The 21,834-nt window shown below is 37.2% G+C and carries 24 protein-coding genes; 16 read left to right on the top strand and 8 right to left on the bottom strand.

The window, feature by feature from the left end:
- Nucleotides 1–28: 28 nt before the first annotated feature.
- The gene (locus I5J82_RS07585; RefSeq protein WP_198767333.1) at nt 29–439 is read right to left on the bottom strand and encodes an NUDIX hydrolase; all 411 of its coding nucleotides are present in this window, start codon (nt 437–439) and stop codon (nt 29–31) included.
- 83 nt (nt 440–522) lie between these two features.
- Between I5J82_RS07585 and I5J82_RS07580 the strand changes: the two genes are divergently transcribed.
- The 6 genes from I5J82_RS07580 (at nt 523) to I5J82_RS07555 (ending at nt 5,437) form a co-directional block, all read left to right on the top strand.
- Nucleotides 523–1,083 (top strand): AAA family ATPase, encoded by a 561-nt coding sequence (locus I5J82_RS07580; protein ID WP_198767332.1) that lies wholly within the window; start codon nt 523–525, stop codon nt 1,081–1,083.
- A 170-nt stretch (nt 1,084–1,253) separates the two neighbouring features.
- Entirely contained in the window at nt 1,254–1,979 is a 726-nt protein-coding gene (locus tag I5J82_RS07575; RefSeq protein ID WP_198767331.1) for a hypothetical protein, read from the top strand.
- Between the two features lie 20 nt (nt 1,980–1,999).
- Nucleotides 2,000–2,407 carry a GntR family transcriptional regulator gene (locus I5J82_RS07570; RefSeq protein WP_144699938.1) on the top strand — a complete coding sequence of 136 codons (408 nt, stop codon included), beginning with the start codon at nt 2,000–2,002 and terminating at the stop codon, nt 2,405–2,407.
- Nucleotides 2,404–3,258 (top strand): ABC transporter ATP-binding protein, encoded by an 855-nt coding sequence (locus I5J82_RS07565; protein WP_198767330.1) that lies wholly within the window; start codon nt 2,404–2,406, stop codon nt 3,256–3,258. Before I5J82_RS07570 ends, I5J82_RS07565 begins: the two co-directional genes overlap by 4 nt.
- 6 nt (nt 3,259–3,264) lie before the next feature.
- Complete coding sequence (locus I5J82_RS07560; RefSeq protein WP_198767329.1) at nt 3,265–4,194, top strand: ABC transporter ATP-binding protein; 930 nt, start codon at nt 3,265–3,267, stop codon at nt 4,192–4,194.
- A complete protein-coding gene (locus I5J82_RS07555) occupies nt 4,187–5,437 on the top strand; it encodes an ABC transporter permease (RefSeq protein WP_198767328.1) in 1,251 nt (416 codons plus the stop codon). The genes I5J82_RS07560 and I5J82_RS07555 overlap by 8 nt, the downstream gene beginning before the upstream one ends.
- 69 nt (nt 5,438–5,506) lie before the next feature.
- Here I5J82_RS07555 and I5J82_RS07550 read toward each other — a convergent pair whose 3' ends face one another.
- Nucleotides 5,507–6,442: an RNA polymerase sigma factor gene (locus I5J82_RS07550; RefSeq protein WP_198767327.1), complete on the bottom strand. Its 936-nt coding sequence runs from the start codon at nt 6,440–6,442 to the stop codon at nt 5,507–5,509.
- A 137-nt stretch (nt 6,443–6,579) separates the two neighbouring features.
- On the opposite strand from I5J82_RS07550, the gene I5J82_RS07545 reads away from it, so the two are divergent.
- Nucleotides 6,580–7,356, top strand: coding sequence for a serine hydrolase (locus I5J82_RS07545; protein WP_198767326.1), 777 nt, complete (start codon nt 6,580–6,582; stop codon nt 7,354–7,356).
- Nucleotides 7,357–7,367: 11 nt separating this feature from the next.
- A complete protein-coding gene (locus I5J82_RS07540) occupies nt 7,368–8,288 on the top strand; it encodes an aminoglycoside phosphotransferase family protein (RefSeq protein ID WP_198767325.1) in 921 nt (306 codons plus the stop codon).
- Between the two features lie 24 nt (nt 8,289–8,312).
- Here I5J82_RS07540 and I5J82_RS07535 read toward each other — a convergent pair whose 3' ends face one another.
- Nucleotides 8,313–9,224 (bottom strand): NAD(P)-dependent alcohol dehydrogenase, encoded by a 912-nt coding sequence (locus I5J82_RS07535; RefSeq protein WP_198767324.1) that lies wholly within the window; start codon nt 9,222–9,224, stop codon nt 8,313–8,315.
- A gap of 619 nt (nt 9,225–9,843) precedes the next feature.
- Between I5J82_RS07535 and I5J82_RS07530 the strand changes: the two genes are divergently transcribed.
- The 4 genes from I5J82_RS07530 to I5J82_RS07515 all read left to right on the top strand — a co-directional run bounded on the left by I5J82_RS07530 (nt 9,844) and on the right by I5J82_RS07515 (nt 12,233).
- On the top strand, nt 9,844–10,323 hold the full coding sequence (locus I5J82_RS07530; protein ID WP_198767323.1) for a DUF5662 family protein: 480 nt from the start codon (nt 9,844–9,846) through the stop codon (nt 10,321–10,323).
- Nucleotides 10,324–10,406: 83 nt separating this feature from the next.
- Nucleotides 10,407–10,913, top strand: coding sequence for a sigma-70 family RNA polymerase sigma factor (locus I5J82_RS07525; RefSeq protein WP_198767322.1), 507 nt, complete (start codon nt 10,407–10,409; stop codon nt 10,911–10,913).
- Nucleotides 10,897–11,943, top strand: a complete 1,047-nt coding sequence (locus I5J82_RS07520; RefSeq protein WP_198767321.1) for an anti-sigma factor — start codon at nt 10,897–10,899, stop codon at nt 11,941–11,943. The genes I5J82_RS07525 and I5J82_RS07520 overlap by 17 nt, the downstream gene beginning before the upstream one ends.
- The gene (locus I5J82_RS07515; protein ID WP_198767320.1) at nt 11,928–12,233 is read left to right on the top strand and encodes a hypothetical protein; all 306 of its coding nucleotides are present in this window, start codon (nt 11,928–11,930) and stop codon (nt 12,231–12,233) included. The genes I5J82_RS07520 and I5J82_RS07515 overlap by 16 nt, the downstream gene beginning before the upstream one ends.
- Before the next feature lie 46 nt (nt 12,234–12,279).
- Here I5J82_RS07515 and I5J82_RS07510 read toward each other — a convergent pair whose 3' ends face one another.
- Complete coding sequence (locus tag I5J82_RS07510) at nt 12,280–13,935, bottom strand: ABC transporter substrate-binding protein (RefSeq protein WP_198767319.1); 1,656 nt, start codon at nt 13,933–13,935, stop codon at nt 12,280–12,282.
- A 100-nt stretch (nt 13,936–14,035) separates the two neighbouring features.
- Here I5J82_RS07510 and I5J82_RS07505 point away from each other — a divergent pair, with 100 nt between their 5' ends.
- Nucleotides 14,036–15,301, top strand: a complete 1,266-nt coding sequence (locus tag I5J82_RS07505; RefSeq protein WP_198767318.1) for an MDR family MFS transporter — start codon at nt 14,036–14,038, stop codon at nt 15,299–15,301.
- 90 nt (nt 15,302–15,391) lie between these two features.
- Here the strand turns inward: I5J82_RS07505 and I5J82_RS20615 are convergent, their stop codons facing one another.
- Together I5J82_RS20615 and I5J82_RS20610 are read right to left on the bottom strand one after the other, a co-directional pair.
- Nucleotides 15,392–15,547 (bottom strand): hypothetical protein, encoded by a 156-nt coding sequence (locus I5J82_RS20615; RefSeq protein ID WP_332873642.1) that lies wholly within the window; start codon nt 15,545–15,547, stop codon nt 15,392–15,394.
- Nucleotides 15,548–15,551: 4 nt separating this feature from the next.
- Nucleotides 15,552–15,689 (bottom strand): hypothetical protein, encoded by a 138-nt coding sequence (locus I5J82_RS20610; protein ID WP_332873641.1) that lies wholly within the window; start codon nt 15,687–15,689, stop codon nt 15,552–15,554.
- A 214-nt stretch (nt 15,690–15,903) separates the two neighbouring features.
- On the opposite strand from I5J82_RS20610, the gene I5J82_RS07495 reads away from it, so the two are divergent.
- Nucleotides 15,904–16,194, top strand: a complete 291-nt coding sequence (locus I5J82_RS07495; protein WP_233096427.1) for a hypothetical protein — start codon at nt 15,904–15,906, stop codon at nt 16,192–16,194.
- Nucleotides 16,195–16,209: 15 nt separating this feature from the next.
- A complete protein-coding gene (locus I5J82_RS07490; RefSeq protein WP_332873640.1) occupies nt 16,210–16,836 on the top strand; it encodes a pyridoxamine 5'-phosphate oxidase family protein in 627 nt (208 codons plus the stop codon).
- 82 nt (nt 16,837–16,918) lie between these two features.
- Here the strand turns inward: I5J82_RS07490 and I5J82_RS07485 are convergent, their stop codons facing one another.
- A complete protein-coding gene (locus tag I5J82_RS07485) occupies nt 16,919–17,704 on the bottom strand; it encodes an aminoglycoside 6-adenylyltransferase (protein WP_198767317.1) in 786 nt (261 codons plus the stop codon).
- 336 nt (nt 17,705–18,040) lie between these two features.
- Entirely contained in the window at nt 18,041–19,378 is a 1,338-nt protein-coding gene (locus I5J82_RS07480) for an FAD-binding oxidoreductase (RefSeq protein WP_198767316.1), read from the bottom strand.
- 260 nt (nt 19,379–19,638) lie between these two features.
- Here I5J82_RS07480 and I5J82_RS07475 point away from each other — a divergent pair, with 260 nt between their 5' ends.
- Nucleotides 19,639–21,828: an FUSC family protein gene (locus I5J82_RS07475; protein ID WP_332873639.1), complete on the top strand. Its 2,190-nt coding sequence runs from the start codon at nt 19,639–19,641 to the stop codon at nt 21,826–21,828.
- The last annotated feature ends 6 nt before the right edge of the window (nt 21,829–21,834 follow it).

The raw sequence follows: 21,834 nt of genomic DNA, 5'->3' as shown, positions 1-21,834 counted from the left end.
GACCATGTTTCGTTTGTGGTCTTCCTTTTCATTTTGTAATCACTTGTGAATTTAATAAATTCTGTATGATGTTTTGTGGAAGGTGTATTTTTAATTCTTCTTTTGTTACCCACATATAGGCTGAATGTTCTACGGATAACAGAACTTCGTAAGTATCAGCATGGCATAAGTAGGTTAGTAAAACGACTTTTCGAGTGGGGTCTGTAAAGAAGGTTGTTGCATAAAGAATGTGATCCACTGAAATGACAAGTCCTGTTTCTTCATTTATTTCGCGAATTAATGCCTGCTTGATCTCCTCTTCAAACTCTATTTTTCCACCAGGACATTCCCAAGTACCTGCTCCAATTTCATCTTCATCTGAACGTTTAACAATCAAATATTGATCTTGGTACATAATTAATCCTTTTACCACAACATGTATTTCATTTTTTCCGTTCATATTTTCTCTCCATATCTTATAGAATTATTTTCCTTTTTATAGTAGCATAGGATAAACAATTTTTAATAGTTAGAGGTGGAGCAATGAAACTCGTATTATTATTTGGCCCACAAGCTGTTGGAAAGATGACTGTGGGACATGAATTAGAGAAGGTTACGAAATTAAAGCTTTTCCATAATCACATGACGATCGACCTTGTTACGCCATTCTTTAAATATGGTTCTAAGGATGGGCGAAGACTAGTGAACTTATTTCGTTCAGAGATTTTCCAGACATTTGCGAAGAGCGATCAGTATGGAATGATATTTACATATGTGTGGGCGTTTAATTATAAAGAAGATGGGGAGTTTGTTGAAAGTGTGTGTCAGGTATTTGAAAAGGAGGGAGCAGATATCTATTTTGTCGAACTTGAATCGGATCTAGAGACAAGGCTCCAAAGAAACGTAACACCGCATCGCCTCGAACACAAGCCTTCTAAACGAGATCTAGCATGGTCGGAAACCGACGTAAGAACCTCAATGGAAAAGTACAGATTAAATTCTTATGAAGGCGAGATAAAAAGGAAAAATTATCTACGTATCAATAATACAAATCTAAATGCGGATGAAGTGGCGAAGCTTATTCAACATACTTTTAAATTTTAATAAAACTAGTAGAGACATCTCAAATGAGTTGTCTTTTTTGTGTAAATATTAGCGGAATGAGTTCTTATTAAACTTTCTTTGGAAAAAGTGTGGAAAAACGATCGCCATTGTTATATAGTGTGTATATAGATATAAACACTATAACAGTTGCAAAAAGGTGGATGATGTTTATGAAAAGGTGGCAACAAGCATTCTGGCTCTCGAAATTTGAACTACTACATTCAAAGAAAAGTATATTTACTTTACTGTTTCTATTAGTACCCAATTCGTTTTTCTTAACGGTTTCGATCCCTTCCTACTTAGAAGAACACTTTATGCTGTACGATATTTTCTTTTTGCTTATATTTGGAGTTGCAGCGATATGGGCTAAACCAAAGGAATATCAATATCAAAAAATCGCTGACGATATGTGGGCACAGCCATTTACGGTCTTTCTTAATCAACTCCCTATTCCGAGAGAAATTGTGGTAAGAAGCCGTTTTCTTATATATTTTATTTACTCACTTCCGTTTCATCTAGCGGTTTTAGTGATCATGTATAGCTTTGGTCCTGAATTGCGACAAACGTTGCCGCCCCTTGAGTTTATAGCATTTTCTCTCATCTGGCTGAGCTTCGGAATTTGTTATGGAAGTGTATATCCGGCAAGTGATTCAGGAGATAAAGTCACGAATGTGAAGATGGCGTTTTACGCATTTGTTTTATTGGGAAGCTTCACGTTATTATTATTCGCTGTTCCTTATCTCTCGAGTCACGGATTAGTCGGACTTACCATTATGATCGCGAGCAAATGGCCGATCATTTCATCTGTAATATCCATAATCGCAGCGGGAGTAAGTGTTACATTTTGGATGAAATATATGAAAAATCACATGAATAAATTGGATTATTTTCAGTAAAGAAGGGAGGAAGCTTTTAAATGGAACTTCCTATTAAGCTTTCTAGAGATTCCAGGGTTCCCATCTACCACCAGATAGAAGGACAAATTAAAGCACTAATTGTTAGTGGTAAGTTACCAGCAGGTTCACCTCTTCCTTCCATTCGAGCACTTTCAAAAGATTTAGAGATCAGTGTTATTACTACGCGGCGGGCTTATCAAGATTTAGAGTATGGGGGCTTTATCAAAACAACGCAAGGGAAGGGAACTTTCGTTGCTGAAGTGGAGGTAAAAAAGATGGAGAAGTTAGCAATATCATCTGTATCTGAGGCAATTGAAAAAGGTGTAGAGACCGCTCTTCGACACAATTACTCGGTAGATGAAATTCGATCTGTGTTTGAAGAAGTGCTAGCAAGACTAAAAGATAACGATCGAGGTGGTCATGCATGAAGCTTTGTACACAAATTGAAAGAGTAGAGAAAACAGTGGATGATTTCACAGTTGGTCCAATAAATTTAGAAATTGAACTTGGTACGATTACGGCACTGATTGGTAACAACGGTGCAGGGAAAAGCACACTCATAAAAATGATGATGAATCTTGTGAAACCGGACAACGGCCAACTGGTGCACTTTGGAGCAAGTGTAAAGTCCAGTGAACATTGGAAACAAGAAGTTGCCTATCAACCACAATCTGTTCTAGGTTGTGACTTATTAACGGGAAATCAACTAAGAGATTTAATGGCACCTTGGTATAAAAAATGGGATCAAGAGATGTTTATGAAACTTGTAAAGACATTTGAAATTGATCTCCATAAAAGGTTTGGAAAAATGTCTAAAGGCATGCAGCAAAAACTAAACCTTGTCTTAGCTCTCTCTAAGAATACAAAACTTTTAATATTAGATGAACCCACTGCCAATATGGATATACCTTCAAAACAAAAGTTAATGAATATTCTAGTTGATTGGATGGAGAGAGATGAGAGAGCAATCGTTATTGCTACCCATCATGTTGATGATATTAAGAAGTTAGCAGATTACATCGTGATCATGAACGATGGCAAACTATTAGGTAAATATGAAAAAGAAGAATTAATTTATCGATACAAGCGATATTGGTTTGAAGATGCACTAGGGATTGAAAAGATTCCTGGCGAGATCGACCGCTTGAACGATCGTTTGCTCATTTCTAATGATGTAGAACAAACTGACACATTCTTAAAGAAAAACGAGTTAAAAATTATGCAGTCAGAGGTTTTAGAAATGGAAGAAATAATAACTTATATGCTTTCGGGGAGGTAAGAGATGATGAATAAGTGCATATTGAAAGTAGAGAGCTTAGGAAAATCGTTCAAAGATAAGAGAATTATTTCGGGTATCTCTTTTGAGGTACACCGTGGCGAGATCATGGGAATTCTTGGACCAAATGGGGCTGGGAAATCTACAACCATCCGTAACATTATGGGTATTATGTATCCAGATGAAGGATCCATTCATTTTCATGGGAATTCTGATATACCTCGTCATAAAATAGGCTATTTACCTGAAGAAAGAGGTTTATATAAAAACGTAAACGTGATGGATATCTTGCTTTATTTTGCTGAACTTAAAGATTATCCACCAAAAAAAGCAAAAATACGTGCTCTGCAGTACTTAGAAAAATTCGGACTTGCTGGTAAAGAAAACACAAAGGTAGAAGAGCTGTCAAAAGGTATGGGGCAAAAAGTTCAATTGATCGCGGCGATTATTCACGAACCAGAACTGCTAATTCTAGATGAACCATTTTCAGGTCTTGACCCCGTCAGCCAAGAGGTATTTAAAGACGAAATTAAAGAACTTGCAGCAAATGGTACAGCTATTCTCCTTTCTTCTCATCAGATGAACATGGTGGAAGAATTATGTGATCGATTATTCATGATACATCGAGGCAAAAAAGTGATTTATGGTGAGATGGAAGATGTAAAGAGAGAATACGCAAACTTCAAATGTACGATTATTGGTGACAATCCTGAAGAGCTATTACGTAATATACCATCTGTTCATCGCGTTGAAAGTAAAGAGGATCGATCTATTCTTTACTTAGAGCAAGATGTTCATATTCCTACCTGGCTTAGAGAGCTGCCAGTAGAGTTGAATGTATATGAATTAATAATCGATCGTGTATCTTTGCATGAGATTTTTATTGATATCGCTTCTGATAAGAACATGATTGTGAAAGAAGGTGTAAAGTATGCGTAACAGCTGGAAAGTCGCAAAGTGGGAACTGAAACGGAACATGAAAAATAAATCATTTATCATTTCACTTCTCTTGACGCCGCTTTTATTTATTGTGTTTGCTGGTTTTCCGACTCTCCTTGAAAAATTGGAAGGAGAACCTAATTCAGAGAACGTAACAGTTTACGTGAACGATGAACTGAACCTATTTGATGATGTTGATTCATTGGTTAAGTCTCAAAATTTATCTTGGAAGATGGAGAAAGCAACTGATGATCCAAAAAGCATTATTAAGAAGATCGAATCATCCGACAACCAAGCTTATGTGGCATTGACCGAGAATGCAGTAAAAACAGGAGAAGTGAAGGTTTTCGTAAGTAATGAGATGCCTGATACCTTTTCAAGTGAAGTGCAATTTCTAGGAGCACCACTGCGTCAGGTGAAATATGATCAACTAAATCTTTCGCCAGAAGTCGTTCAATCAATAACAAAAGGAATAGAGATCAAGTCAGAAGAAGCTTCCACACAAACTGATTCAAGTTCTGAAAACCCGTCAGATAAACAGAGTGCTGATGACAGCTCCATGGAACGCACAATCCCAGGCGCATTTGCTGGTATCGTACTCTTTTCGATCGTTATGACAGGAATGATGATTTTCCAGAGTGCCTCTCAAGAAAAGAAGGAAAAAGTAGCGGAGATCGTATTATCTTCCGTAACACCTGGAGATTTAATGCAAGGAAAAATCATCGGTTATTTCATATTAGGACTTGTTCAAGTAGGAACTTGGTTATTACTCGTTGTTCCGATTGCAGCATGGAGATATGATCTACCGGTCATGGAATATCTCTTTGTGCCTGAACTATTGCTCTTGCTAGCGATTTCTATTGCAGGATACTTGATGTTTGCTGCTATTTTCGTTGGTATTGGTGCAACAGTTGAAGATATGACAGCTACAAGCAATTTTCAAGGAATCGTCATGATGCTGCCGTTTCTTCCGCTCATATTTATCGGCCCTATATTGGCAAATCCGAGCGGCATCATCGCCCAAGTTGCAACCTATTTTCCACTTACATCTCCAAGCATCCTTATCCTTCGCCTGTCACTATTGGATGAATGGCCTTGGGTGGAAATCATTATAGCAATGGTCATCTTGTTAGCTAGTATTTGGCTGTTGATGAAACTAGCTGGTAAGGTGTTTAAGACAGGGATTTTACTTTATGGAAAAAATGCAACACCAAGTGAGATCTGGAAGTGGCTGCGTTACTAAGCAAATAGTAGAAAGAAACTCCTCTTCTGATCGTTTTATTAACAAGAAGGGGAGTTTTTAATATACTTCTTATTCATTTTCCCAGTTAAGAGGAGGCTTGTTTAATTGTGGCTTGTATCCCAATTCTTTTGAAGCAGCCACTATGAACTCTTTTCTAAAAAAGAAGCTTCTATGGTATACAATTTTGTTATTTTCGACTTCTTGATATTGGATATCGTGTACAAGCTGACCTTGATCTGACTCAGCTAAGACGACAATAACAAGTCTACCCCAAAGCTCACATTCCATAGCATGATGACCTGGTAAGCCGTAGGCAAGTGATCCATTTATGATTTCATCCTTATTTACTTCTAAAAACCCTAATGATGCTTCGTAATGAGCTTGATTACTTATGAGTGATAGCATCCCTTCAAGATCGCCATGATTAAATGCATTCAAATAGGCTTGTATAATCTTTGATTTTTGAGGTGACCTCTCAAACTTTGGTTTAACAGATTGATGAATAGTGTTTTGTAACTTGTGTTTCGTTCTTCTTACTGAGGCATATACAGCACCAGGTGTTGTTCTTACGATACTAGCAACTTCATCGGCATGAAAACGGAAAATCTCCAAAAGAAGAAACACGGCTGTTTGTCGCGGGGTAAAAAGGTCATCTAACTTTAGAAGAGCTTCTTCTAACTCTAGACTGTCCGAGAATTCTTCAAATCCTTCATTTTCTTCCGAAAGAACGCCAAGTGTTCGTTTTTCTTTCCTGCAGAGGTCGATCCATGTATTTGTTGCAATCCGAAATATATATGATTTTAGGTTGGTAGGATGCCATCTTGTACAAAGTCCTCCTAATACTTTAAGCATCGTCTCTTGATACAAATCCTCACCATCCCAAGGTGAACCAGTAAGATATCTACAATAGTTCCACAGCGCTTCACTAAAATCACTTATTTCTTCATCAAGTCTTTGTCGTAATTCATTCGACTGTGTTTGAAGTGTATTTGTTGACTGAGACATGGTTATAACTCCCTTCTTTTTTTACGTTCACTATGTACAACGAATATCATACTGAGAATTATACGCTTTAAAAATAAATTGTGTTATGGTTAACTTGGATAAAAAATACAAGTTTATGGTGTGAAGGAGTAAACAATATGCAGAGAGTATTAACAACATTAAAGACTGTTGAATCAAGTCAAGTAGGTATAATCATCTATTCAACCAAACAAAAAGAAGTTGTTTGTTCATTTAATCCTGACTTAATTGTTCCACTAGCCTCAGCCGCGAAAGTAATCCTTGGATACTGTATAACAAAATGGGTAGAGAAAGGTTTGTTTCATTGGGAAGACTTGATTGAGGATTTCCAACTTGATAAAGAGGAGAACAGCGCCGTTTTATTTCCACATTTTCAAGGTAGAATGTCTTTGTCTTTAGGAGATCTTGTTGAAGTGATGATCGCTTGTCACGACAGTAAAGCAGCTGATAGCGTTGTGAAATTTTGTGGAGGATGGGAGAAAGTAAATAGAGAGCTAAATAGAGTGTATAATCACATAAATGTAACCTTTAATCCACGAGATGTTGAAAATTGTGGAGAACTTGGTGAAGTGCTTCAAGTTTTGAAAACGATATTTGAAGGGTACGAAGTTCAACCCCAATTGTGGTTACCAGTAATGAATGGTCTAGTTCGCCCTCAAGATCACTTCGACGGAATTCCAGACCATCTTTTGAATCACATGAGCGGAGGTTTAGAGAACTTAGTAGTGGATATAGGGATTTTAGGAGAATTTCATCAACATCCCTTGCTCTATGTTCTAGGAGTCAATGATATTCCGAATCGTTATACTAACACCTTGTCAGATGAAAGAATAGTAGAGTCTATGAGGTTGTTGTACCACGAATACACCATTCAAAGAAAAGAACAGATGACTTAAGGAGAGATAGGATGAGTTACAAACTTCCTGATTTATTTATTGAACAGCTTAAAGGTGTTCATGGAGACAAAGCTAGTGAATGGCTGAATAATTTTGCAGGATTAATCGCTGACTGCGAAGAGATGTATGGATTACACATTAAACAACCTTTCAATCTTTCATATAATTTTGTTGCTCCAGCCACAACAAGTGAAGGAAGTGAGGTAGTTTTGAAAGTTGTGGTTGATCTGAAAGAATTTGAAGCTGAGCTACGTTCACTTAAGCTTTTGTCAGGTGAAAGTACTGTTAAAGTATTAGCATTTGATAGTGAACGAAGAATTATGATCCTTGAACGAATACAGCCAGGACAAACATTAGCAGAAATAGAAGATGATGATAAGGCTACTTTAATTGCTGCCAATGTGATGAAGAAGTTAATGATTCCTGCCCCAGTTGATTCTAATCTTTCGACTGTTCTTGATCGTGAATATACTTTGAAACGAATCTATCAAAATTACAACAGTTATCAACCTGTTTCAAAAGCGACCATAGAAGAGGCTTTATTCATTACAAAAAAATTAAACAGTTCTATAGACAAACCCTATTTACTTCATGGCGATCTTCACCACTACAATATACTAGCAAATGGAGATTCGTGGACGGTGATCGATCCTAAGGGTTTAATCGGAGACCGTGAATATGAGGTTGTTCAATATTTGCTGAATAAATTACCAAAATATCAAGTGGAAGAAGTAACAGAAAATCGAGTTGATATATTTGTGAATCTACTGAACTTGAATAAAGAACGACTTTTATTACGAGCCTATTCACATGCTGTGTTAGCAACTTGTTGGACAATTGAAGATGGAAATATACATGATGACTTTTTAAGAACCATTCAAGTCTTCAAAAACTTGTTGAGGAAGTGCATTAATAAATCCGCACTTCTCTAATTTGAGAAGTGCGGATTTTTATATTCAAACCACTCTTATGACAACGCTACCTTTCTTGCGTCCAGTTTCTACATATTCATGTGCGATTGAAATTTGGTCTAGCTTATAGTAACGATCGATGACGGGTTTCATTTGACCTGATTCAATTCGTTCTTTTAGAAATTCTAAATCCTCTGTACGCTCTTTTGCTATACCCTGTCCATCAACAGTTACAAATTTACCGTTTGTTTTTAATGCATTTTGACACTTAGACGTTGATGCTTTGCCTACAGCATCAAAAATGATGTCGTATTTATTATTCGAATTTGTAAAATCCTCTATTGTATAATCTACGACATGATCAGCTCCTAACGATTTAACCAGTTCTAGATTAGTTGGACCGCATACGGCTGTTACTTCAGTATCAAAGTACTTGGCAAGTTGGACAGCAGCTGACCCTACAGCTCCAGAGGCCCCATAGATCAAAACATTTTGTCCGCTTTGAATCTTTCCTTTTCTCAAAAAATGTAGTGCTGAAGTTCCTCCAAATGGAATGGCTGCGGCTTCTTCAAAAGTTACATTCTGTGGTTTATGTGTGACAATTCCATCCTCACGTAGACAGGTATACTCTGCGTGTGCGCCAAATCGCATCCCGGTCATTGCATACACTTGATCTCCCTTTTTAAACCGAGTAACCCTCTGTCCGACTTCTTCTACAACACCTGCTAATTCAACACCTAAAATCGGTTTCCGTGGCCGTCTTATCCCTAAGAATATACGCATGGGTAACCAGTATAAAAGGGGGCTTTTAAAACCACGAACCCTTACATCCCCAGATGTTACAGTTGTAGCATGGATTTTAATAAGGACCTCGTTTTCTTTTGGAGCAGGTTTAGGGACTTGTTGAAGAATGAGTACTTGTGGAGAGCCATACTTCGTACACAATACAGCCTTCATAGAAAACCTCCTGTTACATGTATTCATACATCTTATGTTCATTATTTGAACTAAATTTATAAGATTGAAGGTTTAAGAAGGAAAAATGAGACTTTTAAGGAATGAAATTTGAATCACATATTATAGACAGATATGGAGGACAGCTTATGAATATACTGAAAAGTTTCTTCTTTAAACGATCTAAGAACAATATCGGAGAGCTTTATGGACTTATTGTAATCCTCACAATTATACAATTTTAGATTTTGAACGTATTTGGGAGAAGCCTCTAAACTATATCTTATTAATTTTAGGAAGTGCTACATTATATCGAATACTTGTAGAGATATTTGAAAAAATCTTTGGTGAAAAAAATAAAGTTGTAGGAGCCGGATATACGTTCATTACAATCTTTGTATTTGTATTCCTGGTGAACTTCATTGATAAATAGAGGAAGAATGTGACGCTTTTAGACAGTTTTTTCACTGCACTTGCTATTGTTTTCATACAATATCTGTTTGAACGAATAAAGTACAAAGGAACACCATTGAAACGAACTGGACTATTAATGATTGAAGTAATCATTTTTACAGTGATTCTGTTTTATGGGAGTAAATTTTTAATTAGTGGGTGAAAATTCATGCAAGCATACGGAAAATATCTACTATATATCTTTGAACATAAATTAAATGTCTTTATAGAATGCTGGAAGTTAGGACTTTATGTTCAAGCGTTTACACATGATTTATCTAAATTTCATCCAGCTGAGTTTTTTACATATGCTAAGAAATTTTATTCAGATGAGAAACCGAGTGAAGTGGAATGGCAATATGCTTGGCTTCATCATCAACATCACAATAAACATCATTGGAATTATTGGGTAGTCGATCAGCTTAAAAGAGAAGCGGTGTCGATTCCCCGAAAGTATGTACTTGAAATGATCTGTGATTACAAATCTTTCTCAAGAAGATGGGGAAGGAAACGATCAGGACCGACTATATCAGATCTTTTGATCGCCAATCTTCTGACTGATCGAGTCATTCTGCATCCGGACACAAGGAAAGAATGTGCACAAATAATTGAACAGATGGAACCAGAGAATGCTCAGAAATCAATCTGAGTATTTTTTATTGAAATATAATTGTAAAAAATTGCAACTTTTCTTATGTTTAAAACGTGGTTGATATGAAAGGGGGAGCGGTTGTGCAACTAGAGGATGTATATAAACATTATATGAATGATCTGTACCGCTATTTGTATTCTCTTTCGAAGAATCACCATGTTGCGGAGGATTTGATGCAAGAAGCATTTTACCGAGCCTATTTAACTTTAGCAGACTATGAGATTAACAATATTAAAGCATGGCTGTTTAAAGTTGCGTACCATGCATTTATAGATCATCAAAGAAAGAATAAAAAAACTATAGTAACTGATGAGATTAAAGAAATTGTAGATATGAGAGAAAATACACCGGAAAGTAAGATGTTAGAAAAGGAATCATTTTTATTATTAATTGAGGATTTAAAGTGTTTAAAAGAAATCGAAAAACAGGCTGTTCTGTTGTGCGATTTGAATGAACTTAGTTATCAAGAAGTTGCTGAGATCTTGAATATTAAAATGAACACATTAAAAAGTCATATTTCAAGAGGTAGGAAGAAGCTAGTGGAACGAGTTAAGGAAAGGATGAACCTAGATGAGCGACGAGCATAAACAGGATCAAAATAAAGACCAAAATCTATATAAAGCTTACATGATGAAAACGAAAAGCGACATTCATCATTCACCAACTCTTTCTGAAGAAGAGCAAAGAGAAATCATTCGAGTAGGTTCAAATACAGCTCGAAATACAACTGTTATGATAAGTTTAGCGATCTTGCTTCTTATTCTACCCCTCATGACTTTGATCACTTATATGTATTATGGCATTGGTGGTAAAGCAAACAAGATGATTGATGTAGTAGGAAAGACAATTTATGTGACCGAACCTAATATTAGTCTAGAAGAGATGGAGATTGAGAGCGAGATCGGCTTGTTTTCCATGAATGTTACCTTCGATACGTTTAAGCGTATTGGAAGTGAAGATTATCTTGCTGAGAAGGTAAATGTATATTTCGGATTAGATGAGCCGAAATTCCCTGAAAAAATATCATTTTTAGAACAACTTCCTCCGATGGGTTATGGAATTGATGTGGTGAAGGATGGACAGAAAATGTATCACCCCGATGCAATGGTTCCATTTAATACAACTGAAGCAGAAGATGTGCTGAATAATCTTCCAGACGGAACGGTTGCAGAGGCATATGTTTCATTTTCACAATTATTGAAACCTGATGAAATTGAAAAGATGTTACCGAAAGAAATGGATATTCGCTGGTTAGCAGTTGATACAGGGTTAGAAGCGAAGCAACTGGACAAAGAAGGTGTTCCTATCACTCCAATAGGGTACCCTGCACAAGTTGATACAACTACTTGGTCGCCCTTTAACGGAAGAGAACAAACGAATGAGGAAGTATTTCTCAATATATTAAAGTTATTAGAGAAAAATGAACAAACAGCAGAAATGGTATCTAAAATAAAATCACTTGAGATAAAAGAACGCCGAAAATACGTGGAAGACAAAGGCATACAGGTTTATGGAGCGGTTGTAACAGGACCTGTTCCAGAGTTAAGGAAATTAGAACAAGTGAAAAATATTCGTGCGGTAAAAGTAGGGGAGGTCAAGTTATGGAATTGGAAATAAAAAAGAAAAGGAAAAGAAAGCTTCAGATGATGACTGGATTTATTTCCTTTATAATTGGATTACTCGCTCTAGCTGTATTAAACATGGGGTTATTAATAGAAACGATGGATATTCCTGAATTATTTCTATTTCCCTTACCTTTTCTTGGAGTTTTCTTAGGAGTTGTCGGGTTGATTACAAAGAATCGTTCCAAACAGTTCGCTTGGTGGGGAATAGGAATCAATCTTTTTATTCCTATCTTTATTGGCTTGATGTTCGGGTTGTCATGGACGATTAATGCAAAACCATAAGCTTCAGTGAGGGAAAGGATCTGAAATGTCAGATCCTTTTTTTCTTTTACTGATCAAGCGTAGGACGTAACCAAAGTTTAGAAAAGTCGACATATCCGAAATGCTTGATATTGACGTTCATCAATTCAGTTGAAAAAGGAATGTATCTTTTTTGATAATACAGTGGAATCATAATGGCTTCATCAATAAGTTCCTTTTCGACTGCAACATTTAAATCGGTCCAATCTTCAAATGGTGTATGAACATATTGAGAAATACGTTTTTGCCATCTCTTGTTTTTTCCTAAAATGAGAGGCAGTGGAGCAAAACCGTTTGTTAAGAAAAAATAGAAAGATAAGTTTTGGTTCAACTCAAAAATTTCACCATGTATGAACATGTCTGTTTCATCAGTAAGTTGTTTATTAAAGATTGCGTCTTCAAAAGATACTTTTATGACTTTAACAGGAATGTCATATTGAGCAAACGTGTCAAGAAGCCATCTTGAAGCTTCTTCTGTATGCTCAGCTACCCTTATGATAAGAGGCTCTTTAAATTCTGGCCGGATTGCTGAAGGTATCGAATAGGGTAGGCGATTTCCAATCATGCAGCTGTTGTCGTTCGGTATGGCTCTTGACTCATATTCTGGTATTCTATGACGATTCATCGCTAGAATTTGATGGATATATTGCCGTACTTCAACGTTAGCAATCTGTGATCCTTTACGGTATGCATTCATGATAAGTACTCCAAAGCCCGAATCGCTCTCTACTTGAAAGGTTTCATGATGATTAGCCTCTAACGATGAGTGGTAAATGATCGGAAAGTCTTTTGGAACTTTAACGAATTCAACAGCATCAAGTAATGGCCGCTCTTGGAAATGTTCCTTAAAAGCGGTGAGCGTAGTTTTTTGATCCGTGTCTTCTTCGACCAAGAATCCACCAGTCCCATATATTCTTCCTTTGCTTTCTTTGTAAATACTCGATGTCATCATGCTCAACAAGGGAAGAATATAGCTGCATCCTCTACTATACAAAATATCAACCACGAGTGGAGCTTTAGAAACAATCTCATCAATTGGTGTCCATAAATCTTTATTTTGTTCATGAAATCGCAGTTTTTCTAAACAATTGATTACATCTGTTGCCGTCAAAACAGATCCGTCGTGAAAGCAAACGTCTTTTCTTAAATAAAGTCGTAGCTTTGTAGGTGAAACATCCCAGCTGTGAGCAAGTTCAGGCAGGATTTCTCCTTGATCGGTTAACGAAACGAGTCGGTTGAATACATTTGATACCATATTTGCGCTATGAGCATCTGCGGCATCTAATGGGTGGAGGGTCCTAAACGGATAGCGTTTTGGAACGACGAGTTTGTCTTTCGCTTTCTGTACAAAACCAAATTGCGTATGAAATTTGTTCATCAATCTCAACTTCGTATCTGTTGACCAATCATACATTAAATATTTACTGCTAATCTCAACCGGTTCACGGTCCAATTTGAGCAGAACTTCATCCTCAAAGTTTTCTTCAATATTTTTCAACCATTGAAGACGTGAGACATTTCCTCTTCCCCGACCCGGAGTAAAGGTTAACCAGCCTTCATCGTTCCATTTTTTTAAGTATCGCGTAGTTTGTTTCTGGCTGATCTGAAGGGCTTCAGCTATCTCTTCTGTTCGAATATGACCTGATGAAAAGTATCTCCATAGAATGAGAAGTTTGTTATCCATGTTCTCCTCCAATATAAAAGTAGACATGTTTTAGTTAATTGTCCATTTTTATCATTTGTAGTCTAGTTTAATATTACAATACAGAGAAGGAGGGGACAACATGGGATGGAGAGAATACCCCCAAAATATTAAAGTACGGTTAATCACATCGTTCTTTAATCGAGCCGTTTCATCGGCCGTTATGCCATTTATGGCTTTATTCTTTGCAACTGAGAAGGGTAAGGTTTGGGCAGGAACATTTTTAATTTTGACGGTTGTCATTGGATTTATTGTAAATTTAATCGGTGGCTACATATCCGATCGTTTTCCAAGAAAGAAAGTGTTGATGACGACTTCTTGGTTAAACGCAGTCATGTTTTTACTCATGACCGTTAGCTTACTTCCAGAAAAAAATTGGATCATGCTCTTTGCGATCGCTTATATTGGATTCATCATTACGAGCAGTCTAGGCAGACCTGCTATGCATGCAATCATCATGGATTCGACGACACCTGAAAACAGGAAAGAAGTATATACGCTTGATTATTGGATGATTAACTTATCGATGGCAATTGGAGCAGCTTTAGGTGGATTGCTTTATGTGAGTCACCAGATTGAACTTTTCGTATTGTTAACCGTTACGTCAATCAGCATCCCCATTGCTTATGGTATTTGGTTACGTGATGAATTCACTGGTTTTTTGAAAAAAACACACGAAAATGTGTTTCTGGACTTGTTTCAAAACTACAGAGTGGCTTTACAAGATTCCGCATTTGTAAAAGTGGTTATTGGTGGAACATTTATTTTTTCAGCAGAATTTACTCTGAACAGTTATATTGGTATCCGATTGGCTGAAACATTTGACACTTTTCATATAGGTAATTTTGAGATCACTGGAGTCCGCATGCTCAGTATGCTAAACATCCAAAACATGTTGATGGTCGTATGCTTCACGTTTTTAATCAATCGAGTTATGGATCGTTTTTCTAAGAAGAATGCCTTGTTGATTGGTTTATTGTTATACGGAATTGGTTATGTGACCGTCACTTCAGCAAACGCTTGGTATGTTCTACTGTTATTTAACGTGATCGCTACGATGGGTGAGTTGATCTATTCTCCGATTAAAGAAGCGGAGAAGGCAAACATGATTCCTAGTGATAAGAGAGGATCGTACTCTGCTTTTGCAAATGTTTCCTTCAGTGGAGCAGATATGTTAGCTCGTTCGACGATTATCCTAGGTGCTTTTTTAGTACCTGTGATGATGAGTGTATATATGGGAGTAATTATCATGATCGGCGCATTCTTCATGTATTCTGGACTCTTTTTGAGAGAGAAGGTAACCGAAAAAGCATTAAAAAAAGACATTGTTGCTCAAGTCGTGAAGTAATAGGTAACAACAAAATAGCGAGTGTTCTATTCATACTTAAAATCCAGAAGAATACAAATGAAGCTTGGAATCTACTCCAAGCTTCAATGTTTAAGTATTCGATTCTTTTACAGAAGCAATTTCGATCTTTTCTACAAACATGTTGAAGACGCTACGTTTTTCTTCTAGCTTTTTTAGCTGTTGCTTCAACTCATTGTATTTTTCCTCAAAAGGCTGCTGATATGTTTTCTTGATGTTCTTGATCATTTCTTCATTGATGGTGGATTGGATGACTTGTTTCGAGTTGAAGTTCTGTTTTCACTTTCTCGTACTCTTCGTCTATTTCTTTCTTCTGTTGCTCAATCTCATCTTTCCATTCAAGCAGAGCATCCTTTACATACGGCTCCATGTTTTGCCTCCTTACAGTGTTCGTACGTGTGTCATTTCTTTTTATGTACTCTATACACTATTAAGAGAGAATCGTTTATTTATGGGGGTAATTTCATTTATTGACTAAATTTTTCCATCATCATATGATTGGTGATGATTCGAATATTCTTGAAGGAAAAATTCAGTACTTGATCTGTTATTCGAATAAAATTACAAAAGAGGTGTTGTGAAACATGCCGGTATTTGGATGGCTTTTTGTTTTAATCGTGCTTGGCGGAATCATTATAGGCTCGTTGATTCATAAGTATCGATACCGCAATATGAATCTTATCTATACTGCATTTGGTCAAGAAAACTATTTTAAAATCATTTCCAAACTTAAAGCAGATGGTGTGACATATAAAGTAAGAATTCCGGGGCAAGCATTTGGTGATAGAGAAAGACCCGTTGTTGACAACACGCAATACGATATTTATGTCAAAAAGGCAGATGTCCATCTAGCAGCGGATGCTCTCAGGAAATAGGGGGATGAAACAGTCGTGAAAGTAACGAATTATGTGAGAAGTCAAGAAGAACTAAGGCTTATGCTCGGAACCCCAAGCCTTAGGGGGCAGAATAAAGTCATCTCTCGAATAGATGAACATTGCAAAGACTTTATAGCCCATTCACCATTTGTAATTTTAGCTACGTCAGATCATGAAGGGAACTGCGATAGTTCTCCAAGAGGAGATGGGCCTGGCTTTGTATTTATTGTAGATGATCACCATCTCGTTATTCCCGACCGACCGGGTAATAAAAGAGTAGATTCAATGTTTAATATTCTCTACAACCCAAAAGTAGGATTGCTTTTTTTAATCCCAGGTATGGGTGAAACGCTACGTATCAACGGAGAGGCTGCCATTATTAAAGATGAAGAAATACTTGAAAAAATGGCTGTAGGTGGCAAAGCTCCACTCCTTGGAATCCTTGTAAAGGTAGAACAATGCTATATGCACTGTGGTAAAGCGTTTAAGCGATCTGGACTTTGGGAACCAGAAACTTGGGTAGAGAAAGAATCCCTGCCTAATGCTGCGAAAATCTTAGCAGCTCACGTTAATCTGCCAGATATGACCCAAGAAAGAATAGCAAGTGACCTTTTAGAAGGCTACAAAAACAGACTGTACTGATAAAGAGGTTATCGGGTAATTGACAAAAGCACTGTGCATACAGTGCTTTTGTCTTTTTTCGCAATAGAAATATGCTTATTTCTTATACAATTTTCTTATCACTCAACAGATTTTTTAAAAGATCATCCATCGTGTAGATAGAACTTTGGTTTACGGTATCTAAAAATAGTTCTTTTAATATAGAAGCAGATTCAGCCAAACAAATACCCGTTATATCTTTGGGATAGGTGGAAAGAAAAATCTTTAAAAAGTCATTATCTAACGAGTCGTAAGCTTTAAACTGATGAAGTTTTTTATTCTCGTTCATTGCCTGTACGATTAACGTGTAATCTCTCATCGATTCTAGCATCTTTAATGCATATACAAGATTATTGCGTTTCAACTCTTTGTCTAATCTTATGTAACAATAAACAAACTCAAAAGCAGGATCTTCGAAAGTGGCATACTTTACAAGTTTGTTAGAAAAAGCAAGATTTTCTTTTTCCATCTTCTTTGAAACTAATCCTGTTTTGTCCAAAACTACTTTCCACAACGGAGATCTTACACTCAATGAACTCCTTGGCAGAATAGAAACATTGAATTCCAACGAGTTTTCTAGGATGACAATGAATAGATAGATATTCTTTGAGAACTGCTTTTCTTTTATAATGACGGGATTCAATTCGCTGAAAAACTGTTGAATATTATCTTTCGCTCCCACGACATCATTCTCTGTTGAAGTAGCTACCATCAAATCAATATCCGAATATTCGTCTTTATAACCTGTTACACCAGAGCCTAATTGAACAACGCCTTCAACCATGGGTAATACATTTAACGCATCGACTGTACGCAGAAAAAAAGAATCTCGATCTTTTGGAGAATACATAGGACACCTCACATTATATATGTTTGTTAATATTAACATTATTTGTAAAGTGTAGTTATGTTTTTTTATGTACACGTCCTTTTCTAATAGTTGTTTTCACAAATCCTTGTCTCCTTTAAAAGTTGTTTGGAGTAGAACGTGGGAGACACTCGGCTAGGACAGGAGGGAGGGGATACACTTAAACGTGAAACGTACGAATGTAATTCACCGTCTGCCCCGCGGAAAGGGAGCCTTGGACGGAAATCAAGTACTTCAAAACTCACTATAACAGCTTATGTAAATAACAATAGTTACCCGATATTCAAAATATCGGATAACTATTGTAACTTTTTATTTTTAATACAGTGGTGGGACACTCTGAGGATGATTAAATACATTCTCAGGATCATATTTTGTTTTTACTCTCTGCAGTCTAGCAAAGTTTGTTGCCCAGTAAGCGGTTCCGAAGTTTTGAATGTTTTCATCTGGAACGTTTACATAAGAACCAACTGTATAAGGTTTTAACTGCTGACGCACAGACTCTACTGATGCAAGACTACTCGCTTCTTCAGATTTATTAACCCAGGTAGCGTTCCATTCGGTGTAAAACAGCGGATCACGCCAATAGAAAGCCGTCTTATCTTTTGGTACACTGCTAATCGCACCGCCCCAATTGGTAAAATAAAAATTGGTCTCTGTTCCAGGTGCTTCTTCTAAAAACTGTTTCATAACCTTAATCGGTTCCTTTGGCCAAAGACTAGTCGCCCAAGAGGATGAGAATTTAAAGTTTTGATCAGCATAAGGTGGTTCAGGTGGATCAAGGAAATCAATACAGTCTGGGTAGAATAGCGTTTCTATGACTACTTCGGAAGGTGTCCCAGCATTAAGTAAAGGTTGTAATATTTGAATCAATTCAGGTCTTGAACCTAAGAAAAGGCCAGTTACTTGACATAGTCCATTCACTTTGCTGAAGATCTCTATATAACTGCCCAATCGTGAATCTACAAACGGCATCAAATTTTGCCATGCTTCAAATACTGTTTCGAGCTGTTCCCATGGCCATATAATGTTAAAGACCGTTGCGGTTTCAGGTGCACGATGAACTTTAAACGTATATTCCGTATTGTAACCAAATGTACCACCACCGCCTCCTCTAGAGGCCCAAAACAAGTCTTCGTTGCAAGTTGGGCTCGCTTTAAGAATCCGTCCTTTTGCATCTACGGTCTCTAGTGCAAGAAGGTTATCTGATATGACACCAATTGTACGTGAGAGTAACCCGAATCCCCCACCCGTTGTGATGCCTCCGATTCCAACGGTCGGACTATCGCCAAAGACAGCCAAAAAGCCTTCTCGAGCTAGACCTTTTACAAGAGGACCAACACGAATTCCAGGTTGAACAGTAGCAATTCCTTTTTTCTTGTCTAGATGTACTTTATTCATATCACCTGTGTCGATAACGATTCCACCCTTTACCACATTGAACTCTTTGTCTAGAGCATGGCGGCCACTTCTGACTCTAAGAGGCACATCGTTCTCACGAGCCCATTTAATCGCATTACTAACGTCACATGCATTTTGAGCAAAAACGAATACAAGAGGATATGTGTTGACATAAGGGTTCCAGTTTCTAACGGCTTCATTATATCCAGGGTCACCTTTAAAGATTATTCTTCCTGTTAACTCTGTTGATCCCATTATTTCCACTCCCGGCAAAGACATATTTGTAGTTATATAAATGTATGCAGGGAACGAATAGTCGGTTAACACCTTTTGCTCAGTCAGAAAACACTTTAAGGAGTTTCTTCCGAAAAAGTAGGGATAGTGAGTTAAAAAAAGTGATAAATAAGGGAATACTATAATAGGTCGATGATTCACAATAGCAAAGCAGTTCATTTGGTTAGAAAACATCACGCATGATATCATTTTCAATTATAGTTTAGAAAAGGGGGGAAACCGTGCAACGATTATATAACAAGCATCAGTGGTTAGCGAAAATGGTAGCAGCTGATCCTGGATATGTACGGCTGCAAAAAGCCGGAAGAGCGACTGCTAGTTTAATTCTTGCTGTATTCACTACCCTACTTATCATGCGATACACCGGTCACTCTGGAGGCATCACACCAGCTATTGTTTCAGGTATGCTTGGGTTGATGGGTATCATGGTCGTAATGGATGATACAAAACAAGAGATGAGAGTAACCACGTTATGGCTCGGAGTTTCTGCTATGTTGGGCATCACGGTCGGTTCCCTAGTAGCGAACAATGCCTATTACATAGATGTAGTTTTAGTTTTAAGTGTGTTTAGCAGTTTTTATTTCTCAAGATTTGGTACACGCTATTTTTCCTTGTTCATGATCTTCTTTATGACGGTTTATTTTTCTTCTGTTTTAAAGTTATCTAGTGAGCAGCTACCATGGTTTTACGTTGGAATATGGCTAGGTATAGCATATGCCTTTATCCTGAATTTTTTCTTGTTTCAAGATACGGCAAGAAATTTAAAAAGAAGTATTCATTCGTTTCACATACAGAGTAATCTGACTCTTAACCTCTTGATTGAAGCAATGCAAGATAAAGAATCAAGCTTTAAACGTAAGGAAGAATTAGAGAAGAATGTTTCCAAGTTAAGAGATTATGCTCTTATTGTTTCTGGTTATATCACCGAGAATGATGTAAAAAAAATCTGGCCAGGTTTATTACCAAGTCAACTTCGGCTTTACGTGTTTGATACGGGTATGTTGATTGAAACGTTAGTTGATTCAGTACGAGGATTGAAAAAGGCAGATGCTCTTCAAGTTGATGAGATTAAGCAATTGCTAATTGCTGTGACAGTTGCTGTTCGTGATGCCGAAGTACTCGCTCCACATGTGAAAGAACAAAATATTCTCCCCGCTGAAAAATCGGTTCAGCAGCTTCGAATGTTAATCATGAAACTACTTGAACGAGAAGCGCCTCCTCAAGGGTGGATCTACCTTATCCGCCGAATTGAATCAATCGCTAATCACGTGATAGAAGGTGCTGTTACGATACAGCAATCTCTCTATTCTCAGTCTGTAGATAAAAAAGTAGAAGAGAAAGTTGAAAGAGTTAGCGAAGAAGCTACGAAAGAGGAAGACAAATCGTTAAAGCCCTCAACTAAAAAAGCATATCAAGCACTTGTAGCAGGAATTTTATCAATAATAGTTGGCTTAATAATCTCACCAGCACAGCCATATTGGGTTCTTCTTACAGCGTTTGTCGTTCTACTTGGAACTGAGTCCATCGGACGGATTTATACGAAAGGATATCAGCGTTCTTTAGGTACAATCATAGGAGCTGTTATCGGTTTTGTCCTTGCTAAACTTCTTTCCGGACATACCGTTTTAGAAGTCACCTTTCTCTTTGTTGTTGTTTTTCTAGCCTTTTATTTAATGACTGTTTCCTACACGTTAATGAGTGTGTTTATCACCATGCTAATTGCGTTTATGTATGACCTTTTATTAGGAGGAATTACGTTTTCGTTAATTGGAGCCAGAGTGCTAGATACGATTGCAGGTGCATCGATAGCTTTAGCTGTTTCTTATTTAATCTTCCCGAAGAAAACGAAAGTAAAGGTAGCGGAATCAATCAAAGAATTCTTAGAAGAACTTGCTCCCTTTGTCACGGAATACGTCAGAGGATTTAGGGAAGATGTTAACGTAAAGAATCTTTCAGAAAGTGCGTTTAAGCTGGATCTAAAACTTCAGGCGATCAGAGATGAAGCGCAATCGTTTCTTCAACGACCAGGATCACCGATCTATGCTGATATGGTCAGTTGGATGACAAGGTTAGCTGCGATTAACTATTACGCAAAACATCTGGTCGCTTCTGCTTACAGAAAGGGATTTGATTATCCGGAGGAACTTCTTGAAGGATTTATTCAGATCGAGACAAAAATAAAGAACAACATTGATTCATTATCTGCGCTTGTAACAGAAAATGAAGGGGAGTATGTTCTTTATTCATTAGAAGAAGAACGAGAGAAGTTTGAACGTCTTGCGCCAAGCCGTAAGCAATCTCAGCGTGATCTGATTCATCACCTCTATTATGTATGGCGCATCAACCAATCACTTGTTGAGTTAGGTAATGAATTGGGAGGAGTAATAGAGAACCAGAGTACAAATAAATAATGGATG

The sequence above is a fragment of the Fictibacillus halophilus genome (assembly GCF_016401385.1).
GTDB classification, from domain to species: Bacteria; Bacillota; Bacilli; order Bacillales; family Fictibacillaceae; genus Fictibacillus; species Fictibacillus halophilus.
Note: the sequence above shows the minus strand (reverse complement) of the source record. Positions and strands in the feature narration are given on the sequence as shown.

Bases quoted from the DNA above. Each gene is read 5' to 3' on its own strand.
- I5J82_RS07585 (WP_198767333.1), bottom strand. From the start codon at position 439: ATGAACGGAAAAAATGAAATACATGTTGTGGTAAAAGGATTAATTATG.
- I5J82_RS07580 (WP_198767332.1), top strand. From the start codon at position 523: ATGAAACTCGTATTATTATTTGGCCCACAAGCTGTTGGAAAGATGACT.
- I5J82_RS07575 (WP_198767331.1), top strand. From the start codon at position 1,254: ATGAAAAGGTGGCAACAAGCATTCTGGCTCTCGAAATTTGAACTACTA.
- I5J82_RS07570 (WP_144699938.1), top strand. From the start codon at position 2,000: ATGGAACTTCCTATTAAGCTTTCTAGAGATTCCAGGGTTCCCATCTAC.
- I5J82_RS07565 (WP_198767330.1), top strand. From the start codon at position 2,404: ATGAAGCTTTGTACACAAATTGAAAGAGTAGAGAAAACAGTGGATGAT.
- I5J82_RS07560 (WP_198767329.1), top strand. From the start codon at position 3,265: ATGAATAAGTGCATATTGAAAGTAGAGAGCTTAGGAAAATCGTTCAAA.
- I5J82_RS07555 (WP_198767328.1), top strand. From the start codon at position 4,187: ATGCGTAACAGCTGGAAAGTCGCAAAGTGGGAACTGAAACGGAACATG.
- I5J82_RS07550 (WP_198767327.1), bottom strand. From the start codon at position 6,442: ATGTCTCAGTCAACAAATACACTTCAAACACAGTCGAATGAATTACGA.
- I5J82_RS07545 (WP_198767326.1), top strand. From the start codon at position 6,580: ATGCAGAGAGTATTAACAACATTAAAGACTGTTGAATCAAGTCAAGTA.
- I5J82_RS07540 (WP_198767325.1), top strand. From the start codon at position 7,368: ATGAGTTACAAACTTCCTGATTTATTTATTGAACAGCTTAAAGGTGTT.
- I5J82_RS07535 (WP_198767324.1), bottom strand. From the start codon at position 9,224: ATGAAGGCTGTATTGTGTACGAAGTATGGCTCTCCACAAGTACTCATT.
- I5J82_RS07530 (WP_198767323.1), top strand. From the start codon at position 9,844: ATGCAAGCATACGGAAAATATCTACTATATATCTTTGAACATAAATTA.
- I5J82_RS07520 (WP_198767321.1), top strand. From the start codon at position 10,897: ATGAGCGACGAGCATAAACAGGATCAAAATAAAGACCAAAATCTATAT.
- I5J82_RS07515 (WP_198767320.1), top strand. From the start codon at position 11,928: ATGGAATTGGAAATAAAAAAGAAAAGGAAAAGAAAGCTTCAGATGATG.
- I5J82_RS07510 (WP_198767319.1), bottom strand. From the start codon at position 13,935: ATGGATAACAAACTTCTCATTCTATGGAGATACTTTTCATCAGGTCAT.
- I5J82_RS07505 (WP_198767318.1), top strand. From the start codon at position 14,036: ATGGGATGGAGAGAATACCCCCAAAATATTAAAGTACGGTTAATCACA.
- I5J82_RS20615 (WP_332873642.1), bottom strand. From the start codon at position 15,547: ATGATCAAGAACATCAAGAAAACATATCAGCAGCCTTTTGAGGAAAAA.
- I5J82_RS20610 (WP_332873641.1), bottom strand. From the start codon at position 15,689: ATGGAGCCGTATGTAAAGGATGCTCTGCTTGAATGGAAAGATGAGATT.
- I5J82_RS07495 (WP_233096427.1), top strand. From the start codon at position 15,904: ATGCCGGTATTTGGATGGCTTTTTGTTTTAATCGTGCTTGGCGGAATC.
- I5J82_RS07485 (WP_198767317.1), bottom strand. From the start codon at position 17,704: ATGTATTCTCCAAAAGATCGAGATTCTTTTTTTCTGCGTACAGTCGAT.
- I5J82_RS07480 (WP_198767316.1), bottom strand. From the start codon at position 19,378: ATGGGATCAACAGAGTTAACAGGAAGAATAATCTTTAAAGGTGACCCT.